This window comes from Nocardiopsis trehalosi NBRC 14201, assembly GCF_001552555.1.
In the GTDB taxonomy this organism is placed as follows: domain Bacteria; phylum Actinomycetota; class Actinomycetes; order Streptosporangiales; family Streptosporangiaceae; genus Nocardiopsis_B; species Nocardiopsis_B trehalosi.
The window spans coordinates 24,824-45,502 of record NZ_BCRK01000012.1 but is presented as its reverse complement, the minus strand read 5'-3'; the positions used below and the strand labels follow the sequence as shown (position 1 = coordinate 45,502).

Below are 20,679 nucleotides of genomic sequence, written 5' to 3'. Positions count from 1 at the left end.
CGGCCCGCGCGGGCCGCGGCCGGTCAGGCGCCGCCGGCGCGGGCGGGGTGGGGGTCGGAGGCGGCGAGGTTGGCGGGCACCCGCAGCCCCTGGTTGAGCGGGACGAGTTCGGTCTGCAGGACCATGGTGGCGGCGCCGATCGCGGGGGCGGTGGCGGCCGACTTCGACAGCCGCACGTCCACCGCGTGGGTGCCGCGGGCGAAGAACGCGCGGTCGAGTTCGGCGCGCACCACGGGCAGGTAGGTGGACCCGGCGATCGCCAGGCTGGCGCCGGTGAGCACGAGCAGCTCCAGGTCCATGATGGTGACCAGGGTGCGGGCGGCCACCGCGAGGTAGCGGGCGGAGCGCTCCAGCAGGGCGCGCGCGGCCGGGTCGCCCCGGCGGGCGGCGCGCGCCACCGACGCGAACTCGGCGGCGACGGTGGGCCGGACGCGCTTGCGTTCGCCGGTCAGCCCGGCGCTGCGGGCGAGAGCGGGGTCGGCGCGGGCGGCGGCCACGACCGACGCGGGCCCGGCCAGGACCTCGGTGCAGCCGCGCGCCCCGCACCAGCACTCGGGGCCGTCGGCGTCGACGCAGATGTGCCCGATCTCGCCGGCGTTGCCGCTGGCCCCGTGGTAGGTGAGGCCGTTGACGAGGAGCCCCGACCCGATGCCGGTGCACATGTAGAGGGCGGCGAACGTCGAGGTGTCCTGGATGGAGCCGGACCAGTACTCGCCCAGGGCGGCGGCGGTGGCGTCGTTGTCGAGGACGACGGGCATCCCGGTGGCCTCGCGCAGCGCCCGGTCCAGCGGGTAGTCCTCCCAGTGGCGCATCGGCGGCGGGGTGAGCCGCATGCCGGAGGCGGCGGTGAGCGGGCCGGGGGCGACCAGGCCGAGGCCCAGGACGCGGGAGCGGTCGACCCCGGCGCCGTCGACGAGCGCGTCGACCTCGCGCGCCATCCGGCCGACCACGAGCGGCGGGTCCTCGGCGCCGACGCCGGCGCGGGTCATGCGGGCGACGACGGCGCCGGAGAGGTCGGTGAGGACGTAGGTCAGCCCGGAGTGGTCGAGGTGGACCCCGACGGCGAAGCGGGCCGGCCGGTTGAGCTGGAGGAGGACGCGCGGCTTGCCGCCGGTGGACTCGGCGCGGCCGGTCTCCAGGACCAGGCCGTCGTCGATGAGCCCGCGGACGACGGTGGAGATGGTGGCCCCGGTGAACCCGGTGGCCTCGATGATGCCGACCCGGCTGATGGTGCCCGCGGCGCGGATGACGTCCAGCACCGCCGCCCGGCTGCTCGCGTGGGGTATGGACCGCCCCGCCCCGTTCATGCGCCCCCTCCGCCGCTCGCCGTCCCGCGCCCGTCGGGCGGTGCCCGGACGGGCCGCCCGGCGGGTCGACGTCACGAGGTTACCCTCCGGCCGCCCGGACCGGAGGTCGGCGGGCGGCGGCCCCGGTGCGCCCCCGGGTGCGCGGCACCGGGGGCGGTGCGCCCGGCGGCCGCGGCGCCGGTCCCGTCCGCCCCTGCCGCACCGCGCGGCCCGGTAATCCACGTCACACGATATCTTGACTTTCTTTGTTCAGCGGCTTAACAATGCCTTCACCCGAGCGGCGCGTCCGGGCCCGGCGACGGCGGTGCCGGCGCCGCTCCTCACGGGAAGGAACGCAGATGGCGTCGCACGGAGTCCACCGACGCGCGCGGGTCGCGCTGGTCGGAGCGGTCGCGGTCGTCCTCGCCGCGGCGGGATGCAGCGGGGGCGGCGGGGGCGGGGGCGGCTCGGCCGCCGACACCCTCATCGCCTACACCGGGCAGAACGGTGACTACCAGCGCAACTTCAACCCCTACGCGCCCACCACCAACGAGGGCCCCGGCACGATCTTCGAGCCGCTGTTCGTCTACAACCTGGTGGAGCCCGGCGACCCCACCCCCCGCCTCGGCACCGACTACTCCTGGAACGACGACGGCACCGAGCTGACCATCACCGTCCGCGACGACGCCGTGTGGACCGACGGCGAACCCTTCACCGCCGAGGACGTCGCCTACACCTTCGACCTGGTCGCCGCCACCCCCGCGATCAACCAGGGCGGCTACGCGGGCGAGGCCGAGGCGGTCGACGCCACCACCGTGCGGGTCACCTTCGACGAGCCGGCCTACATGGACGCCCCCCAGCTCCTCGGCAAGACCTGGATCGTGCCCGAGCACATCTGGTCCGGCATCGAGGACCCCGTCACCGACCGCGTCGACGAGCCCGTCGGCACCGGCCCCTACCGGCTCCAGGACTTCCAGCCGCAGGCGTTCACGCTCACCGCCAACCCCGACTACTACGGCGGGGAGCCGGCGCTGAAGAACATCCGCTACATCGCCCTGTCGGGCAACCAGTCCGGGGTGGACGCGCTCGGCGCCGGCCAGGTCGACTGGGTCACCGGCCCGGTGCCCGACCTGGAGAACTTCGAGGAGAACCACCCGGGGTACAGCGCCATCACCGTCCCGATGAACCAGATGGCCCTGTTCACCTGCTCCAGCACCGACCTCGGCTGCGACGGCCCGCAGACCGACCCCGCCGTCCGCCGCGCGATCTACCACGCCATGGACCGCGACCAGCTCGACGCGCTCGCCTTCGAGGGCACCGCGAGCGGGATCTCCCCCGGGTTCGCCCTGCCCGAGCGGGACGCCGCCATCATCTCCGACGAGCTGGAGCACGCCACCGCCCCCATGGAGCCCGACGTCGACGCGGCGGTGCGCGAACTGGAGGGCGCCGGGTGGGAGCGCGGCGACGACGGCGTGTTCGCCAAGGACGGCGAGCGGCTGGCCCTGACCGTCACCGTGCCCTCCGGCTGGACCGACTACGTGACCGCCATCAACACCCTCTCGGAACAGCTCGCCGAGGCCGGCATCGACCTGTCCGCGCAGGGGGTCTCCTACAACGAGTGGGGCGACGCCCGCGCCCAGGGCGAGTTCGACCTGCTCTTCGACTCGCTGCACCAGGGGGCCTCGCCCGAGCCGTTCTTCGTCTACTCCTACTTCTTCGACACCGGCACCACCGCCCCCGTCGGCGAGACCGCCAACCCCAACTACGCCCGGTACAGCGACCCCGAGGTGGACGCCGCGATCGAGGCGCTGCGCGGCATCCCGCCGGAGGACACCGAGGCGCGGCAGCCGCACTTCGACACCATCCAGACCGCCCTCGAAGAGGACATGCCCTACATCCCGGTGCTGACCGGCGGGACCACCAGCGAGTTCAACACCGAGAAGTTCACCGGCTGGCCCACCGAGGAGGACACCTACGCCTATCCGGCCGTGTGGGGCCGCCCCGACCAGTCGCAGATCTACCTCAACCTGACCCCCGCCGGCGGCGAGTGAGCGCGGTGAGGTACTACGTCCGCAAGCTCGGGTTCTACCTGGTCGCCCTGTGGGCGGCGGTGACCCTGAACTTCCTGCTCCCCCGGCTGCTGCCCGGCAACCCGGTGGACACCCTGATGGCGCGGCTGGCCCAGCGGGGCGGCAACGTCGACCCGGCCACCCGGCGCGCCTTCGAACTCATGCTGGGCACCGGCTCCGACGAGCCGCTGTGGAACCAGTACACCGCCTACCTGGGCAACCTCGCCCGCGGCGACCTGGGGATCTCGGTGAGCGTGTTCCCCACACCGGTGTCGGAGGTCATCGCCCAGTCCCTGCCGTGGACGGTCGTCCTGGTGGGCCTGTCGACGGTGATCTCCTTCGCCCTGGGCGTGGGCCTGGGGGCGCTGGCCGGCTGGCGGCGCGGCACCTGGGTCGACGCGCTCGTGCCCGCCACCACCGCCCTGGCGGCGGTGCCCTACTTCTGGCTGGCCCTGCTGCTCGCGGCGCTGCTGGCCTCCACCCTGCGCTGGTTCCCGCTGCTGGGCGGCTACGACGTGGCGCTCATCCCCGGCTGGAACGCCGACTTCATCGTGTCGGCGGTCTACCACGGGACCCTGCCGGCGCTGACGATCGTGCTCTCCTCGGTCGGCGGGTGGCTGCTGGGGATGCGCAACATGATGGTGTCGACGGTCTCCGACGACCACGTCACCACCGCCGAGGCCAAGGGCCTGCGCGGCTCGCGCGTCATGGTGCGCTACGCGGCGCGCAACGCGGTGCTGCCGTCCTTCGCCGGGTTCGCGGTGTCGCTGGGGTTCGTGGTCTCCGGCTCCATCGTCACCGAGCAGGTGTTCTCCTACCCCGGCATCGGGTCCCGGCTGCTGATGGCGGTCCAGTACAACGACTACGCCCTGATGCAGGGGATCTTCCTGGTCATCACGGTCGCGGTGCTGGGCGCCAACCTGCTCGTCGACCTGCTGTACGGCGTCATCGACCCCCGCACGCGGGCGCGCGACTGAGAGGAGCCGCACCCATGACCAACCTCAGCCCGCTCACCCAGGCGACCGGCGACGTCCCCGTCCCCGAGGACGCCCCGGCCGCCGCCCCCGGCGGCCGCCCGCGCGGCGGCGCCCGGTCGCTGCTGCCGCGCTGGACCCCGCGCCTGGGCGTCGGCCTGCTCCTGGTGGCCGCCGTCACCCTGTTCGGGGTGATCGGCCCGTTCCTGGTCGGCGACCCGAGCGCGATCGACGACCGCGGCCTGACCCCGCCCGGCGGCGGCTACCTGCTGGGTACCACCGAGACCGGCCAGGACGTGTTCGCCCAGCTCGCCCACGCCACCCGGGGGTCGGTCCGCATCGGCCTGCTCGTGGGGGTCCTCGCCACCCTGCTGTCGGGGCTGTTCGGCATCCTCGGCGGCTACCTGGGCGGGGTGGTCGACGAGCTGTCGTCGCTGGCCGCCAACGTCATGCTGGTCATCCCGAGCCTGCCGCTGGTGATCGTGGTGTCCGCCATCGTGCCCGCCGAGCAGCGGGGCTGGTGGACGATCGCCCTCGTCCTCGCCGCCACCGGGTGGGCGGCGTCGGCCCGCGTGCTGCGCGCCCAGACCCTGTCGCTGCGCACCCGCGACTACGTCGCCGCGGCGCGCGTGGCCGGGGAGCGGCCGTGGCGCATCGTGGGCGTGGAGATCCTGCCCAACCTGCTGCCGGTGCTGGCGTCGCAGTTCGTCTACGCCGTCATCGCCGCCATCCTGACCGAGGCCGGGCTGTCCTTCCTCGGGCTGGGCGCCTCCGACTCCGCCACCCTCGGCACCATGCTGTTCTACGCGCAGAACGGGTTCGCGCTGCAGCAGGGCGCGTGGTGGTGGTTCGTCCCGCCGGGCCTGCTGATCGCGCTGTTCGGCTGCGGCCTGTCCCTCATCAACTTCAGCATCGACGAGATCATCGACCCGCGGCTGCGCGTCGCGGCCCCGCGCCGCGCCGCGCGCCGCCGAGCGAGGAGCGCCGCCGCATGAGCACCGATACCCGGCCCCGGCCCGGCGGCGGACCGGCCGCGGGCTCCCCCGTCCTCACCGTCGACCGGCTCAACGTGGTGTACCGGGTGGAACCGGAGGTGCGCGCCGTCCGCGACGTGTCGCTCACCCTGCACCGCGGCGAGATCCTCGGCCTGGCCGGGGAGTCCGGGTGCGGCAAGACCACCCTGGCCTACGCGGTCAACCGGCTGCACCGCCCGCCCGCCGAGGTGGTGTCGGGCGCGGTCACCTTCCACGACCGCGACGGCACCGACATCGACCTGCTCGCCCTGGACCGCGAGGAGCTGCGCCGGTTCCGGTGGGCCAAGCTGTCCATGGTCTTCCAGGGGGCGATGAACGCCCTCAACCCGGTGATCTCCGTCCGGGCCCAGCTGGAGGACGTGCTCACCACCCATGAGCCGCGGATGCGGCGGCGCGCCCGCCGCGCCCGCTGCGCGGAGGTGCTGGAGCTGGTCGGGGTCGACCCGGCGCGGATGGACGGCTTCCCGCACGAGTTCTCCGGCGGGATGCGCCAGCGGGTGATGATCGCGATGGCGCTGCTGCTGGAGCCGCAGGTCGTCCTCATGGACGAGCCCACCACAGCGCTCGACGTGGTCGTGCAGCGCGGCATCCTCGACGAGGTGCTGCGGCTGCGCGACGAGATGGGTTACGCCGTCGTCCTCATCACCCACGACCTGCCGCTGCTGCTGGAGCTGAGCGACCGCATCGCGGTCATGCTCGACGGCGAGGTCGTGGAGTACGCCGCCGCCGAAGAGGTGTACCGGCGGCCGGCCCACGCCTACACGCGCCGCCTGCTGGGCTCCTTCCCCAGCCTGACCGGCGACCGGGGCGCGTTCGTGCGCTCGGGCGCCCCCGCCGACCCGTCCGCCGACCCCGCCCCGGGAGGCCACGATGACCACGCTTGAGGTCCGCGACCTGGTGAAGGACTTCCCGCACCGCTCCGGGCTGCGCCGGACCACGCTGCGCGCGGTCGACCGCGTGTCGTTCACCCTGGTGCCCGGGCGGACCGTCGCCCTGGTGGGCGCGTCGGGGTCGGGCAAGTCGACCGTCGCCCGGATGATCGCCCGCCTGGAGCGGCCCACCGCGGGGACGGTCACCGCCACCGGGCCCGACGGCCGGCCGGTGTCCGGCCGGGCCTACCGCGACCACGTGCAGATGGTGTTCCAGGACCCGTTCGCGTCCCTCAACCCGTTCCACACCGTGGAGCACCACCTGGTGCGCCCGCTGCTGCTGCACGGCCGGGCGGCGGGCCGCGCGGACGCCCGGGGCGCCGCGGCGCGGCTGCTGGAGCGGGTGAACCTGCCGCCCGACCTGGCCGGGCGGCGCCCGCACGAGCTGTCGGGCGGGCAGCGGCAGCGGGTGGCGATCGCCCGCGCGCTCGCCCCGGGGGCGCGGGTGGTGGTGGCCGACGAGCCGGTGTCGATGCTGGACGTGTCCATCCGGCTGGGGGTGCTCAACCTGCTGGCGCGGCTGCAGCGCGAGGACGGCCTGGCGGTCCTCTACATCACCCACGACCTGGCGACGGCGCGGCACTTCTCCGACGACGTCCTGGTGATGCGCGGCGGCCGGGTGGTGGAGCGCGGCCCCGCCGACGACGTCATCCTCTCCCCGCGCCACCCCTACACCCGGCTGCTCGCGGCGGCCGCCCCCGACCCGGAGGCGCGCGGCCGGCCCCGGGCGGCGCCGGCCGCCGACGGCGGCGCCCTGGACGCCGGGGGGCTGTCCTACGACCACCGGGCGGGCCGCTGGACCGGGCCCGACGGGACGCCCGCGCCCGCTCCGGCGGGCGTCCCGGACGGCTGACCGGCGACCGCGGCCGGGGCGCGCCGCGCGGCGCGCCCCGGCCGCGCCCGCGTCACCCGGTGGTCCGCCGCGCGCGCAGCAGGACCAGGCGTTCGGGGAACAGCACCGGCGCCTGGAGCCCCGCGGTGGCGAGCACCCGGCCGGGCAGGCGGACCCCCTGGGGGGTCCACCACGGCAGGGGGACGCCCCAGCGGGCGGCGTTGCCGTCGCAGGTGTCGGCGGGCGGCTGGGGCACCACGTGGTAGACGGCGTCGGGGTCGAGGCCGGGCAGCCGCACGGGGCCGGTGGGGTAGTTCGCCGAGGTCGCCACGGCGGCGATCGCGTAGACCGCCTCGGCCCCGTCGGCGGCCACGACCCCGTGCACCCGGTAGGCGGGGTCGGGGTGGTCGGCGTGCACGGCCGTCCCGGTGTGCAGCAGGCCGCGCAGTTCCTTGTAGAGCGCCACCCAGGCGGCGAGCCGGTCGCGTTCGGCGGGGGTGGCGCGGGTCAGGTCCCATTCGATGCCGAAGTGGCCGAACAGCGCGGTGCCGGCCCGGAAGTCCAGTTCGTGGCGGCGGTCGGTGGTGTGCGCGGTCGGGGCGCCGACGTGCGCGGCCATCAGCTCCAGGGGGATGAGGGCGGAGGTCCACCGCTGGATCTGCCGGCGCTCCAGGGCGTCGATGCAGTCGGAGGTCCACACCCGGTCGGTGCGCTGCAGGACCTCCAGGTCGACCCGGCCGCCGCCGGAGGAGCACGACTCGATCTCCAGCCCGGGGTGGCGGCGGCGCAGTTCGTCCATCAGCCGGTAGGCGGCGAGGGTCTGGCCGTGGACGCCGGCCCGCCCGGTGCGCCGGTGCCCGGCCTCGACCAGGTCGCGGTTGTGGTCCCACTTGAGGTAGGCGATGGGGTGCGCGGTGAGGAGGGCGTCGAGGCGGTCCAGGAGGTGGGCGAACGCGCCGGGGTCGGCGAGGTCGAGGACCTGCTGGGAGCGGGCGCGGCCGGGCAGCCGGCCGGGCGCGGGCGCCATGATCCACTCGGGGTGGGCGCGGGCCAGCTCGGAGTCCTCGTTGACCATCTCCGGCTCCACCCACAGGCCGAACTCCATGCCGAGCGCGGTGACGTGGTCGGTGAGCGGGGCCAGGCCGTCGGGCCACGCCTCGTCGGAGACGTACCAGTCGCCGAGGGCGCGCCGGTCGTCGCGGCGGCCGCCGAACCACCCGTCGTCCAGCACGAACCGCTCGGCGCCGACCGCGGCGGCGGCGTCGGCGAGGGCGCGCAGCCGGTCGAGGTCGTGGTCGAAGTAGACCGCCTCCCAGGTGTTGGCGACGACCGGGCGGGGGCGGGCGGGGTGGTGCGGGCGGGCGCGCAGGTGGGTGTGGAACCGGGCGGACACCCGGTCGAGGCCGGTGCCGTGGGCGGCGTAGAGCCAGGGGGAGGCGTAGGCGTCGCCGGGCCCCAGTTCGACCTCGCCGGAGAGCAGGAGTTCGCCGCCGCCGAGCAGGGACACGGCGTGGTAGGTGCGTTCGGCGAAGGTGCGGGAGTTGCCGGACCAGGCCGTGTGCACCGCCCAGACCTCGCCGGAGCGGGCGCCGAACCCGGCGGTGCCGGCGGCGAGCAGGAACGCGGAGTCGAACCCGGTGCGCCCGGTGCGGTTCTCGCGGACGCGCAGCCCGTGGGTGAAGGCGGTGCGCTGCGGGCTGCGCTCGCGCAGGTGGCGGCCGGTGAAGTCGAGGAGTTCGACGGCCTCGGGCGGGACCGGCAGGGTGGGCTGGAGGGCGTCGACGGTGAACGGGGTGGTGCCGAGGTTGGTGACGCGGGCGCGCACGCGGACCAGGCCGGCCGGGCACATCTCGACCTCGATGTCCAGGGCGAGCCCCGCGTCGGGGTCCTCGGCGCGGACGGCCACCCGGCCGCCCGCGCCGCCGTCGGGGGCGGCCGGGTCGGCCGGGACGTCGGTGTCGACCGCGGTCACGCGGAAGGCCGGGGAGAAGGCGGTGCCGCCGCGGTTGCCGGCCAGGCCGGGGGTGCCGAGCCAGCCCGCCGACTGCTCGGGGAGCACCGCCACCTCCACCGGTCCGTCGACGGAGTACCCGATGGGCTGGGGGCTGCGGGCGAGCCGCAGGTCGGCGGCCGCGCGGGGGTCGAGCGGGCCGAGGTCGGCCCCCCAGTGGAGCACCCGCGGCAGGGTGCCGCCGGACAGGTCGAGCACCAGCCCGGTTCCGGCGGCGCGCAGGTGGACGGTGTCGGGCGGGGGTGGGGAGACGGCCGGTGCCACAGTGGGGGCTCCTCGCTGTGCAGGACGTACGCGTCGGTTGACTTACTTTGTTCACTGGCGTAAGAATCCTGAACGATACCGCTCGCGTTCCCGGCACACCAGCGCCCCGACCGCCGCACCGCACGGGGCACCCCCCGACCCAGGAGGATCGGATGATCCGTCAGACCCTGCACGACGGCTGGCGGCTGACGACCGCCGCCGACGGCGCCCCCGCCCACATCGCGGGGCGCCCCGTGCCCGCCGAGGTCCCCGGCAGCGCCCACCTCGACCTGCTGCGGGCCGGACTCATCCCCGACCCCTACCTCGACCGGGCCGAGGAGCGGCTCACCTGGACGCACCGCGCCACCTGGACCTACACCCTCGCCTTCGACGCTCCCCCGCCCGAGGCGGACGAGCGCGTCGACCTCGCCTTCGACGGGCTCGACACCGTCGCCGCGGTCCACCTCAACGGGCGGCTTCTCGGCACCACCGCCAACATGCACCGCTCCTACCGGTTCGACGCCCGCCCCGCCCTGCGCGGCGGCGGCGAGGAGCTGACCGTCGTCCTCCGCCCCGCCCTGGACTACGCGGAGGAGGTCGAGCAGGCCCTCGGCGCCCGGCCGCGCGCCTACGGCCACCCGTTCAACGCCGTCCGCAAGATGGCGTGCAGCTTCGGCTGGGACTGGGGGCCCGACCTGCAGACGGCGGGCGTGTACAAGCCCGTCCGGCTGGAGCGCTGGCGCACCGCCCGCCTGGCCGGGGTGCGCCCACTGGTGACCGTCGGCGCCGACGGCACCGGCCGGGTCGAGGTGCACGCCGACATCGAGCGCGCCGCGCCCGGCGGGCCCGCCCTGCGGCTGACCGCCGAGGTCGGCGGGCACGCGGCGCACACCGAGGTCGCACCGGGCGCCACCTCCGCCGTCCTCACCGTGGAGGTCCCCGACGCCCGCCTGTGGTGGCCGGCCGGCTACGGCGACCAGCCGCTCTACGACCTCGCCGTCGCCCTCGCCGGGCCCGACGGCGGACTGGACGCGGCGGCCCGCCGGATCGGGTTCCGCACGATCACCGTCGACACCGCCCCCGACGACATCGGCACCCCGTTCACCATCGTCGTCAACGGCACCCCGGTGTTCGCCAAGGGCGCCAACTGGATCCCCGACGACCACTTCCTCACCCGCGTCACCCGCGACCGCGTCGCCCGGCGCGTCGGCCAGGCCGTGGACGCGAACATGAACCTGCTGCGGGTGTGGGGCGGCGGCGTCTACGAGTCCGAGGACTTCTACGACGTGTGCGACGAGCGCGGCGTCCTGGTCTGGCAGGACTTCCCGTTCGCCTGCGCCGCCTACGCCGAGGACGAGCCGCTGCGCGGCGAGATCGAGGCCGAGGCGCGCGAGAACGTCGCCCGGCTCGCCTCGCACGCCTCGCTGGCGCTGTGGAACGGCGGCAACGAGAACCTGTGGGGGTTCTGCGACTGGGGGTGGCGCGAGGAGCTGGCCGGCCGCACCTGGGGGCTCTCCTACGCCACCGACCTGCTGCCGCGCGTCGTCGCCGAACTCGACCCCACCCGGTTCTACTGCGCGGGCAGCCCCTACAGCCCCGGGTTCGGGCTGGACGAGGTGCACCCCAACGACGCCGACCACGGCACCCGCCACGAGTGGGAGGTGTGGAACCGGCTCGACTACACCGCCTACCGCGACCACGTCCCGAGGTTCTGCTCGGAGTTCGGCTTCCAGGGGCCGCCCACCTGGGCCACCCTCACCGACTGGATCCACGACGACCCGCTCACCCCGGACTCCCCCGGGTTCCTGCTGCACCAGAAGGCCGAGGACGGCAACGGCAAGCTCCACCGCGGCCTCGCCCCGCACCTGCCCGTGCCGGAGTCCTTCACCGACTGGCACTGGGCCACCCAGCTCAACCAGGCCCGCGCCGTGGCGTTCGGCGTCGAGCACTTCCGCTCCTGGTGGCCGCGGACCGCCGGAGCGGTGGTGTGGCAGCTCAACGACTGCTGGCCGGTGACCTCCTGGGCCGCCGTCGACGGCGACGGGCGGCGCAAACCCCTGTGGTACGCGCTGCGCCGCGCCTACGCCCCGCGCCTGCTCACCTTCCAGCCGCGCGGCGGCCGCACCGTCCTCGTCGCCGTCAACGACTCCCCCGAACCCTGGTCCGGCACCGCGGCCCTGGAGCGGCGCACGCTCGCGGGCGCCGTCCTGGACGCCGCTACACTCGACCTGGACGTGCCGCCGCGGTCCGCCGCCCTGCTCGAACCGGCCCCGTCGCTGCTCACGCCCGCGGATGCGAACAGGGAGGTGCTCGTGGCCACCGCCGGGGGCGCACGCGCCGTCCACCTGTTCGCCGAGGACCGCCACGTCGCCTACGAACCCGCCCTCACCGCCACCGCCGAACGCGTGGCCGGCGGCTACCGGGTCGAGGTGCGCGCCGACTCCTTCGCCCGCGACGTCGCCCTGCTCGCCGACCGGGTGGCCTACGACGCCGAGGTCGACGACATGCTCGTCACCCTGCTCCCAGGCGAGACCCGCGCCTTCACCGTCCGCACCGCACTCGACATCGACCCCGCGGAGCTCACCGCCGCCCCGGTGCTCCGTTCCGCCAACGACCTGATCGCAACGGTGGTGACCGACCGCACATGAGCGCGTCCGCACACGGCTCCGCGGGCTCGGGGGTGGTCGGGCTGGTCCTCGCCCGGCCCGCCCGGCTGCTCGCCGCAGAACCCTTCTTCATGGAGTTCATCGCCGGCATCGAGGAGTGCCTGGCCGAACGCGACATGTCGATGCTGCTGCACGTCGTCGCCACCCACGACGCCGAGATCGCCACCTACCGCCGGTGGGCCGAGCGCCGCATGGTCGAGGCGATCGCGGTCGTCAACCTGACCGCCGGCGACCGCCGCCCGGCCGTGCTGCGCGACCTGGGGCTGCCGTCCGTGCTCGTCGGGACCTGGCCCCCCGACCCGGCGGCGCCCGCCGTGCAGACCGACGACGCCGCGCCCGTGCGCGACGCGCTCGACCACCTGCTCGACCTCGGGCACCGGCGGATCGCCCGCGTCAGCGGCCCCGCCGACCTGCTGCACACCCGCGCCCGCACCGCCGCGCTGGTCGCCGGGTGCCGCGAAGCGGGGGCGCCCGCCCCGGTCGTGGTCGAGGGCGACTACTCGCACGAGGCGGGGGCGCGGCTCACCGCCGAACTCCTCGGCCGGGCCGAACCGCCCACCGCGATCCTCTACGACAACGACGTCATGGCCGTGGCCGGGCTCGGCGCGGCGGCCGACCTGGGGGTGGCCGTCCCCGACCGGGTCAGCCTGGTCGCCTGGGACGACTCCACCCTGTGCCGGCTGGCGTCCCCCGCGCTGACCACCATGAGCGTCGACGTCCACCAGTACGGGGTGTCGGTGGCGGAGTCCCTCATCGAACTCATCGACGGCGGCCCCGTGGCCGAGCGCTGGTCGCCCGCCGCCCGCTTCGTCCCCCGCGGCAGCACCGCCCCCAGCCCGGTCCCCAGCCTCCCCTGACCACCCCCGCCGCCCCGCCGCGTCGCGGAGCACCGCCCCCCACGCCGCCGAAAGGGCGACGCGCAGCGGTGGCCGGCGACGCGGCGGAATGGCCCGGCGGGCGACGCGGCCGACACGGAACGGGACGACCGCCCCGGCCTCCCACACACCGGCTGAACACGGACGGCCCTACGCCCCCCGACCCGTCGGACGCGCCCCGCCGCGCCCTCCCCCGGTTTCGGTCCGCCCCTCAGGGCCGTCCGCAGCGCCCCGAACCGGCGGCGCGGAACCCGGCCGGGCGGCGCTCCGTTGCGCAGGTGCGGCACGCGTTCCGCCGCCGTGGCGGGACGCCCTGACGCCGCACATATCCACCGCCCCTGGGAAGGACAGGATGGGCTTCAAACGATTTCTCGCGGCCTTCGGCGTCGGCGGACCGAAGGTCGACACGGTCCTGGTCGCGCCGGACACCCGGCCCGGCGCGCTGCTGGAGGGGCACGTCGAACTCCTCGGCGGCGACGCCGACGCCCGCATCGACGAGGTCGCCGTCGCGCTGGCGTCGCGGGTCGAGGTGGAGGGCGCGGAGGGCGAGCAGGCCGTCGGCGCCGAGTTCGCCCGCCTGCCGGTCTCCGGCCCGCTGGTGCTGGCCGCCGGCGAGCGCACCTCGCTGCCGTTCCGCTACCCGGTGCCCTGGCAGGCGCCGCTCACCGACGCCGGCCGCGGCCCGCTGCCCGGCGCGGTGCTCGGGCTGCGCACCGACGTGGTCATCGGCATGGCGCCCGACAAGGGCGACCTCGACCCCGTCCACGTCCACCCGCTGCCCGCGCAGGACGCCGTGCTGGAGGCGCTGCTGCGGCTGGGGTTCGTCCTCAAGGGCACCGACGTCGAGACCGGGTGGCTGCGGGGGACCCGCCAGGAGTTCCCGCTGTACCAGGAGTTCGAGTTCCACCCGTCGCCCGAGTACGCGCACGCGGTGCGCGAGGTCGAGGTGTCGTTCGTCGCCGACCCGCACGGCATGGACGTCATCCTGGAGTTCGACCGCCGGGGCGGCCTGTTCGGCGGCGGGGGCGACTCCTACGGGCTGTTCCGCGTCGAGCACACCGAGGACGGCGACTGGACCGGCCGGGTGGCGTCGTGGATCGACGCCGCGCTCGACCGGTACCGCTCCGTCCACGGCGCGGGCGGCTACGAGCCGTACGGGCACCAGGGCTACCACGGACACCACGACGACGACCACCACGGGGGCGGCGGCATGATGTCCGGCGCCGCGGGCGTCGCCATGGGCGTCGCGGGCGGCCTCGCGGCGGGCTATGTCGCCGCCGAGGTCGTCGACGAGTTCACCGAAGGCGGCGAGGAGGAGCCCGAGGAGGAGTGACCGGAGGGCGGCCGCGTCCGCCGCGCCGCGTCGATGGCGCGCGAGACACGCGTCGGTCGACACGGGGACGCGGTCGTCCTTCCCCCGTCCGGACACGCGGTGGAGGGTCGGCCTCCGGCGAGCCCCACCGGGACGTGCGCGTTCCCACCGCGATCACGCACAGCGGGGCCCCGGCCGCCCGGACCCCGCCCCCGCACCGCCGCGCCCCGGACCCGACCGGCCCGAATGAGCCGAGCGAAATCGGGCCGGGCCGGACCGAGCCGGATAGGCCGGGCGGATCTCATCCGCCCGGCCCCCATCACGTTGTCCCCCGGACCCACCCACCGCGCCGCGTCCCGAGAGCGGACGGACCCACCTCGGACGGCGCACGAGACGATGCCACCCCTCCCCCGCCGCCCCCACACGGCGGAACCCGGCACCGAAAGGCCCCGCCGGTTCGCAACGCCCTCACCATCGACCACGCACCGCCGGACCCCGAACGACCACGCCCCCGCCACCCCACCGACCGGGATCGAGCTGAGCAGGAGCGGGCATACCGCAACCCGCCGGACCTCGCCGCGCGTCCGCCCGAACACCCGCCATGTCCCGTCCAGCAACGGGCACCCCCAGGTCAGGCGGCACAGAAGGCGAAGACGCCCTTGCCCTTCCGCCCCGCGCGCACGGCGGAACCCGGCACCGAAGGGCCCGCCGGTGGGCAGGCGGCTTCCGCCATCGCAGCCCACCGCGCCGTTCACCGCCCGGCCGGCGGGTTCCGTTCCGTTCCGCTCCGGGCCCGGCGCGTCGGTATCCGGACATGGCCCTGTTCCGTGTGCGGGCGGCGGATGAGACCGCGTCGGTCGATGGAGCGTGCGAAAACGGCCCCCCGGCAGATCCGGACTCTCTGACGGCCGGGCGAATCCGCATCGGGCGGCGGAACGGACCGGAACGATCTCTCCCCCGCACTCTCGGAGCGTGGCGGAGCCCGGCGCCGCCTGCGGCCCGTCGGCGGACGGTCGACTCCGCATCGTCCGTGCACGGCGGGGTTTCGGTCGGCCGGAGATGCGCCCGGCGCACCGCGGTGCGCCGACCGAGCGGGTCGGGGTTTATTCCACCTTGCCCCGTTGCGTCCGCATCCGGACATTCCTGATTGACACCGCTGTACCTGGTCGGTTCAATGAGCGGCGTGCCGCACGCGCGCCGGTCTCCGGCAGCGGGCCGCACCCGATCGCAGAGGACGGTGCCCCATGGGTTCGCACGACTCGGACTGACCCGACCGCCGCGCACACCCGCGCGCCGTCCCTCGCCGCGGCCGTGCCCCGCACCGCCGCCGTCCCCGCTGTGACCGCCCGCCGTTCGGCGGCGCGTCCGCAACCCCTTCGGACACCGAGGGCCCCGCTCGGCGTGGGCGCCGCCTCGCCGGCACGTCATCCCGTCATCCCTCACCATCCCGCCGCACCGATCGCGGCACCACCATGTCTGGAGAGCACGCTGAGCACGACCACCGATTTCAACCAGAACGTCATCACCGAGTTCCGCGCCAACGAGGGGCGGGTCGGCGGCCCGTTCGAGGGGGCCGACCTGGTGCTGCTGACCACCACCGGGGCGCGGTCGGGCGCCCAGCACACCGCGCCCCTGGTCCGGTTGTACGACGGCGACCGGACGCTCGTGGTGGCCTCCGCCGCCGGGGCGCCGCAGCACCCCGCCTGGTACCACAACCTGCTCGCCCACCCGACGGTCACGGTCGAGACCGGGACCGAGCAGTACCAGGCGGTGGCGGTTCCCGCCGAGGGGGCGGAGCGCGACCGGCTGTTCGCGCTGGTCTGCGCGCAGCAGCCGGGCTACGCCGACTACCAGGAGCGCACGGACCGGGTGATCCCGGTCGTCGTGCTGGAGCGGGTCGCGTACGGCGCCGACGGGCCGCCGGCCACCGACCTCGCCGCCAAGTTGGTGGAGATCCACACCTGGCTGCGCGGGCAGGTCGCGCGCGTGCGCGAGGAGGCCGACGCCCACTTCGCGGCGCGCGCCGCCGCCGGCGACGGCGCCCCGCCCGCTCCCGGGCTGGGGCTGCAGATCCGCCAGCACTGCCTGGCGTTCTGCGAAGGGCTGCACTTCCACCACACCGCGGAGGACGGGCACCTCTTCCCGGACCTGGAGCGGCGGCACCCGGAACTGGGCGAGGCGATCGACCGCCTGCGCGCGGAGCACGTCACCGTGGAGCGCATCCGCGGCGAACTGGTGGAACTGCTCGCCGACATCGGCACCGCCGACCCGGAGCGGTTCCGTGACGAACTCGACCGCCTGTCGACCGAGCTGACCGCCCACCTCGACTACGAGGAGGAACAGCTCATCCCCGTCCTGGCCACCATCCCCTTCCCCCCGCCGGCGGCCGACGCGTCCTGACGGCCGCGCCTCTGCGAGGTGGCGGCGCGCCCCGAGGGGGCAGGGGCGCGCCGCCGGTCACAGGGTCGACCAGGTCCGCAGCCGGAGGAGCGCCTGCTCCTCCTCCTCGGGCATGCGGAGCCGCCGCCACGCGGTCACCCACCGCTGGATCTCGTCCTCGCCGCCGCCGCAGGCCGAGATGAAGGCGCACAGGACCACGAACTTCGGCAGCTCCCGGGTGTTCGCCAGGGTGGTGTGGAAGGTGGAGCGGGACACCGCTCCCCCGCAGTACCGCTCCAGCTGCCGCAGCGACCACTCCCCCGACCACACGCGGAACCGCTGCATGGCCTCCACGAACTGGGCGGGCGTGTGCGCGTCGAGGGGGTTGGGGCGCTGCTCGTACCCCTCCAGATCCTCGATGGCGCGGGGGCGGTCGCCGCGCGCGGCGGGGGCGGCGAGGCCGTCGCCGATGGAGGCGCGGACGTTGTCGGCCTGGAGCAGCACCTCCTCGTGCGGGCACGGCGCGGGTTCCGCGTCGCCGACGGGCACCATCCGGACCCACCCGTAGACCTCCTGGTCCGGGCCTCTGCGCAACCGGTGCGGTGAGGCATCGGGGGCGGGGCGGTACACCGTCGGCGGGGTCTCGCCGCGCAGGGACTCGGTGGGGCCGGTGGGTCCGAGCAGGTCACCGTCCATCGCCCGCCTCCCCCAGGCGCACCGGGGCGGTACGGTGCGCGGGCCCGGGGCCGATCCCCGGCGCCACGGCCGGCCCCGCCACCACCGCATCGCCCCGGCCACGGAATCGGACGGCCGGGGCGTGGCCGGCCGGCGCTCGGGCGGCCGAGGCGCGGACGGCGGAGGCGCGGGTGCCTCCGACCCGGGCGCGGGGGCCGCCCCGCGCCACTCGCGTGATCGACACGGCCGGGACCGCCGGGACGTCCGGAACGCCTGGAGCGACGGAGATGACCAGGGCTGCCGGGCCGGCCGGGGCGACCGGGGCGACCGGGGCCGAAAGGATACGGCCCCGGAATCCTGCGGGGCGGAGATCGATCATGTGCGGATACCGTTCCGTGAGAATGTGAGCGGGTACGCGGTCCGTTTCCGGCACGACGCGCGGGGACGTGGGCGGCGCGCGCCCTCCCGTGGAACCCGCGTGCGGGAAAGCTACCCCATCATCCCGGAATTCACAGCGCCATTCCCGACCCCGTGCCCGGATTCCACCATTCCCTCCTCCTTGCGAGGAAAGAGCGCCTCACGGCGAATCACCCCTCCGGCCACGCCCTCCCCGGCTTCCCCCATCCGCCCCCGTCCGATTCCGTCCACCCACGTCCGAACCCCCACACCCCCCGTCCCACCCGATCCGCCTCCGGATCGGCCTCCGTCTTCGATTTCCCGACCTCACCTCGATTTCCCCTCCAGCCGCAAATCGGAATGGCTGCGATCCGGAATACACCGCGCTGCCGCGCGCGCCCACGTTTCGACCGGGGCCTCCCCGACCGAATGCGAAATTCCGGCGCAACACTGCATCCGCGCCGCACTCCGGATACCCGTCGGCCACGGCCGCACCCGGCGGAGTTCAGGGACCGGTCGCGGAAGCGGGATCGGGGAAGTCGCCGGGTTCGGCCGGGCGCCAGTCGCCCCTCGGGGGCGCGGCGATACCACCGACGTAGGCCGCCCCGTAGTCGGACCAGTCCGTCGCCATGCCGCTGACCCAGAACGCGGCGCCCGCGTCGTCGATGACCTCGGTCGAGCGGCGGTCCCCGGTCAGCACGTCGACCTCGATCCGGAAGTCGCAGTACCCGTATACGCGGGCCGCGTGCATCTCGAAGACGACCTCCTCGCCCTGCGCGAGGCGGTACGTGGTCGAGTCGAAGTACGCCTCTCCCGTCGGAGAACCGTTCCGGGTCGACTGGGCGACCGGGTCGGCGGAGTCGAGGTCGAAGTACACGACCTGCTTCTCCTCGGCGCCCGCCGGAGGGGAGTAGAACAGGGTGCCGGTGACCGGGGCGTCGGCGCATTCCGCGGCCGCCCGCATCCCCATGATCCGCGTCCCCTCGGGGGCCGCGCCGCGGAGGACGGCCTCGAACCGCGTCAGGCCCGCCTCCGCCAGACCGTGGTCGGCCATCCGGTCATCGTGCGCCTGCTGATCGGTTTCGCGCAGGTCGGCCAGCTCGGTGAGTTCCCCGTCGCTCAGCCGCACCGGGTCCCGGCCGACCCAGACGTCGTCCTCGCCGGAGTAGACCGGCCGCAGCGAGGTGACCTCGAACGGCGCCTCGCCGGGGTCGCCCGGTGCCTCCGACGCAGGGGGCGGAGAAGACGGGGACGCGGTCGGCGCCGCCTGCGGGGCCGACGCGGCCGGCTGCGCGGGTGGGGCGACGAACGGCGACAGGCGTGCCACCGCGAGCCCCGCGATCACCGGGCCGAGCACGACGGAGAAGACGATCGCCGCGAGAGACGTCCACGAGACCTTTCGCCACCTCTCCGCGACGGCCCCCGCGATTCGGCGCAGGAATACGCCCGCGCGAGCGCCCATCCGGCGCGGGGATCCGCCGGAGCGGCCGGGTTCCGCCCCCGACCCCTCTCGGGCGTCTCCGGCCACATCTCCACCTCATCCCGATGGACCGAAACCCGCGCGGACGCAGCGGGCGCCTGATTGTATTTCGCCGAAAAGATTCATTTCTCCTATCGACGGCGGTGGAATCCCGTACCACCGATCACTCCCGTGGTCCCATGCGAACTTTCCCGGCGGCGCCGGGGGCGCGGCCGCCCCGGCCGATTTCCGGCCGCTCTCGCCCGGCCGCCGCTCGCGTGCGCCCCGGACTTCGGGCGAGGTGTTCGATCGGTAGGCTTTTCCAGGGACGATTCGGACGGAAGGGCGTAGGTGTGATGGACCGGAACGGTGCGCTGATCCACGTCGAGCAGAAGGTGGTGGAGGCTGGCGCCGATATGCGCAACGTGATCACGTCGACGGTGGGACACGCACCCGACGCGCCGAGCGTGGTCACCACCGGCTGCGGGATCCAGGTGGCCTACGCCATGACATCGGTCCACCCCGAGAGCGTCACCTGCCACGCCTGCCGGGAGCACGCGCGGCGGGAGTACCTGCGCTTCGCCGACCAGGTGGAGCGCCTCAGCCGGATGGCCGGCGCAGCCTTCACCGTCGACCAGGCGACCGCGGCCACGACACGCCTCCGCGACCTCGCGCGACGCTTCTCCACCTGACGCGGCGACGCCCGAGGCTGCCCCGCCCCCACCCCGGCGAACCGCGTCACCCGTCGCTCCGCGCGATACACGCGATCCGCGTCCGCAACCGGCCGAAGACCGCCCCTTCTCCCGATCCAGCGGTAGATCCGTGTCCTCGCCCCTCGGAGCACCCATGCGCCTGTACCACCAAACTGCGGGCACGGCCGTACTCGTCCTCGCCGCCGGCTGCGGCGGCCCGACCACCGGAGCGGAGAACGCGGCCGCGCTCGCCGGCGCGGCATGCGAGGACCGCATCCGGCAGACGGCGCAGGCTCCCTTCACCGCAGGGTTCGACGCACCCCCCGAGCCCGTGGTGACCCGCGCAGTCCCCTGGAAGTGGGAATACGAGGTGACCGGCCAGGTCACCTGGGAGTCCTCGTCCGAAGCAGGGCTGCCCCCGAAGGGCTCCACCTGCGTCCTCTCCACAACCGACAGGGGCACCACCTGGAAGTTCTCCGAACTCGTCCTCCTGGAGTGAGCTCGAACCGTCGGCTGAGTACGCTGCCGCGTTCCCGCACGCTGGGAAGCAAGCGCGTCGTGGGCGAGGAGGAGCGTGCGAAGCGGCTCATCGAGGCGACCCTGAGTCGCGGCCGGGCCGACGAACTTCGACGTGTATTGGCCGTGGACACCCGCTGAGGGCCGCTGACGGCCACCGTCAGCCACCGGGCACGCGAAAGCCCCCTGGTCTGCTGGTGCAGGTCAGGGGGCTTTTTTCATGGTCTACGGGGTGGGCGCGAGAGGACTTGAACCTCCGACCACCCGCTTGTAAGGCGGGGGCTCTGCCAACTGAGCTACGCGCCCCGGGGTGGCGGGGCGGCCCGTGGGA

The 20,679-nt window shown here is 74.9% G+C and carries 15 protein-coding genes and 1 tRNA gene; 11 read left to right on the top strand and 5 right to left on the bottom strand.

Annotated elements, in window-relative coordinates; all coding sequences use genetic code 11:
• Positions 1 to 23: 23 nt before the first annotated feature.
• Positions 24 to 1,259, bottom strand: a complete 1,236-nt coding sequence (locus NT8_RS03950; protein WP_245646022.1) for an ROK family protein — start codon at positions 1,257 to 1,259, stop codon at positions 24 to 26.
• Between the two features lie 386 nt (positions 1,260 to 1,645).
• On the opposite strand from NT8_RS03950, the gene NT8_RS03945 reads away from it, so the two are divergent.
• Genes NT8_RS03945 through NT8_RS03925 form a run of 5 tightly spaced genes read left to right on the top strand, consistent with a single transcriptional unit; the run spans position 1,646 to position 7,145 of the window.
• Entirely contained in the window at positions 1,646 to 3,337 is a 1,692-nt protein-coding gene (locus NT8_RS03945; RefSeq protein ID WP_084468627.1) for an ABC transporter substrate-binding protein, read from the top strand.
• A 5-nt stretch (positions 3,338 to 3,342) separates the two neighbouring features.
• The gene (locus tag NT8_RS03940) at positions 3,343 to 4,332 is read left to right on the top strand and encodes an ABC transporter permease (RefSeq protein WP_067964344.1); all 990 of its coding nucleotides are present in this window, start codon (positions 3,343 to 3,345) and stop codon (positions 4,330 to 4,332) included.
• A gap of 14 nt (positions 4,333 to 4,346) precedes the next feature.
• Complete coding sequence (locus NT8_RS29750; protein ID WP_067964342.1) at positions 4,347 to 5,324, top strand: ABC transporter permease; 978 nt, start codon at positions 4,347 to 4,349, stop codon at positions 5,322 to 5,324.
• Positions 5,321 to 6,247, top strand: a complete 927-nt coding sequence (locus NT8_RS29745; RefSeq protein ID WP_067964340.1) for an ABC transporter ATP-binding protein — start codon at positions 5,321 to 5,323, stop codon at positions 6,245 to 6,247. Before NT8_RS29750 ends, NT8_RS29745 begins: the two co-directional genes overlap by 4 nt.
• A complete protein-coding gene (locus tag NT8_RS03925; protein ID WP_067964337.1) occupies positions 6,234 to 7,145 on the top strand; it encodes an ABC transporter ATP-binding protein in 912 nt (303 codons plus the stop codon). Before NT8_RS29745 ends, NT8_RS03925 begins: the two co-directional genes overlap by 14 nt.
• A 52-nt stretch (positions 7,146 to 7,197) precedes the next feature.
• Here NT8_RS03925 and NT8_RS03920 read toward each other — a convergent pair whose 3' ends face one another.
• Positions 7,198 to 9,399 (bottom strand): alpha-galactosidase, encoded by a 2,202-nt coding sequence (locus NT8_RS03920; protein WP_067964335.1) that lies wholly within the window; start codon positions 9,397 to 9,399, stop codon positions 7,198 to 7,200.
• Between the two features lie 152 nt (positions 9,400 to 9,551).
• On the opposite strand from NT8_RS03920, the gene NT8_RS03915 reads away from it, so the two are divergent.
• The 4 genes from NT8_RS03915 to NT8_RS03900 all read left to right on the top strand — a co-directional run bounded on the left by NT8_RS03915 (position 9,552) and on the right by NT8_RS03900 (position 16,631).
• Positions 9,552 to 12,026 carry a glycoside hydrolase family 2 protein gene (locus tag NT8_RS03915; RefSeq protein WP_067964333.1) on the top strand — a complete coding sequence of 825 codons (2,475 nt, stop codon included), beginning with the start codon at positions 9,552 to 9,554 and terminating at the stop codon, positions 12,024 to 12,026.
• Positions 12,023 to 12,901 (top strand): LacI family DNA-binding transcriptional regulator, encoded by an 879-nt coding sequence (locus NT8_RS03910; RefSeq protein WP_067964331.1) that lies wholly within the window; start codon positions 12,023 to 12,025, stop codon positions 12,899 to 12,901. The genes NT8_RS03915 and NT8_RS03910 overlap by 4 nt, the downstream gene beginning before the upstream one ends.
• 370 nt (positions 12,902 to 13,271) lie before the next feature.
• Positions 13,272 to 14,252, top strand: coding sequence for a sporulation protein (locus NT8_RS03905; RefSeq protein WP_067964330.1), 981 nt, complete (start codon positions 13,272 to 13,274; stop codon positions 14,250 to 14,252).
• A 1,437-nt stretch (positions 14,253 to 15,689) separates the two neighbouring features.
• Positions 15,690 to 16,631 carry a nitroreductase/quinone reductase family protein gene (locus NT8_RS03900; RefSeq protein WP_394326563.1) on the top strand — a complete coding sequence of 314 codons (942 nt, stop codon included), beginning with the start codon at positions 15,690 to 15,692 and terminating at the stop codon, positions 16,629 to 16,631.
• A gap of 57 nt (positions 16,632 to 16,688) precedes the next feature.
• On the opposite strand, the gene NT8_RS03895 is transcribed toward NT8_RS03900, so the two are convergent.
• Both NT8_RS03895 and NT8_RS03890 read right to left on the bottom strand, forming a co-directional pair.
• Positions 16,689 to 17,306, bottom strand: coding sequence for a hypothetical protein (locus NT8_RS03895; RefSeq protein WP_067964328.1), 618 nt, complete (start codon positions 17,304 to 17,306; stop codon positions 16,689 to 16,691).
• 880 nt (positions 17,307 to 18,186) lie between these two features.
• Positions 18,187 to 19,038, bottom strand: a complete 852-nt coding sequence (locus NT8_RS03890) for a hypothetical protein (RefSeq protein ID WP_067964326.1) — start codon at positions 19,036 to 19,038, stop codon at positions 18,187 to 18,189.
• 458 nt (positions 19,039 to 19,496) lie between these two features.
• On the opposite strand from NT8_RS03890, the gene NT8_RS03885 reads away from it, so the two are divergent.
• A complete protein-coding gene (locus NT8_RS03885; protein ID WP_067964373.1) occupies positions 19,497 to 19,832 on the top strand; it encodes a hypothetical protein in 336 nt (111 codons plus the stop codon).
• 154 nt (positions 19,833 to 19,986) lie between these two features.
• On the top strand, positions 19,987 to 20,331 hold the full coding sequence (locus tag NT8_RS03880) for a hypothetical protein (RefSeq protein WP_067964324.1): 345 nt from the start codon (positions 19,987 to 19,989) through the stop codon (positions 20,329 to 20,331).
• 250 nt (positions 20,332 to 20,581) lie between these two features.
• Here NT8_RS03880 and NT8_RS03875 read toward each other — a convergent pair.
• Positions 20,582 to 20,654, bottom strand: a tRNA-Val gene (locus NT8_RS03875).
• Positions 20,655 to 20,679: the final 25 nt, after the last annotated feature.

Excerpts from the sequence above, each read along its gene's own strand:
- NT8_RS03885 (WP_067964373.1), top strand. The coding sequence starts at position 19,497 with ATGGACCGGAACGGTGCGCTGATCCACGTCGAGCAGAAGGTGGTGGAG.
- NT8_RS03895 (WP_067964328.1), bottom strand. The coding sequence starts at position 17,306 with ATGGACGGTGACCTGCTCGGACCCACCGGCCCCACCGAGTCCCTGCGC.
- NT8_RS03910 (WP_067964331.1), top strand. The coding sequence starts at position 12,023 with ATGAGCGCGTCCGCACACGGCTCCGCGGGCTCGGGGGTGGTCGGGCTG.
- NT8_RS29745 (WP_067964340.1), top strand. The coding sequence starts at position 5,321 with ATGAGCACCGATACCCGGCCCCGGCCCGGCGGCGGACCGGCCGCGGGC.
- NT8_RS03905 (WP_067964330.1), top strand. The coding sequence starts at position 13,272 with ATGGGCTTCAAACGATTTCTCGCGGCCTTCGGCGTCGGCGGACCGAAG.
- NT8_RS03945 (WP_084468627.1), top strand. The coding sequence starts at position 1,646 with ATGGCGTCGCACGGAGTCCACCGACGCGCGCGGGTCGCGCTGGTCGGA.
- NT8_RS29750 (WP_067964342.1), top strand. The coding sequence starts at position 4,347 with ATGACCAACCTCAGCCCGCTCACCCAGGCGACCGGCGACGTCCCCGTC.
- NT8_RS03880 (WP_067964324.1), top strand. The coding sequence starts at position 19,987 with ATGCGCCTGTACCACCAAACTGCGGGCACGGCCGTACTCGTCCTCGCC.
- NT8_RS03925 (WP_067964337.1), top strand. The coding sequence starts at position 6,234 with ATGACCACGCTTGAGGTCCGCGACCTGGTGAAGGACTTCCCGCACCGC.
- NT8_RS03915 (WP_067964333.1), top strand. The coding sequence starts at position 9,552 with ATGATCCGTCAGACCCTGCACGACGGCTGGCGGCTGACGACCGCCGCC.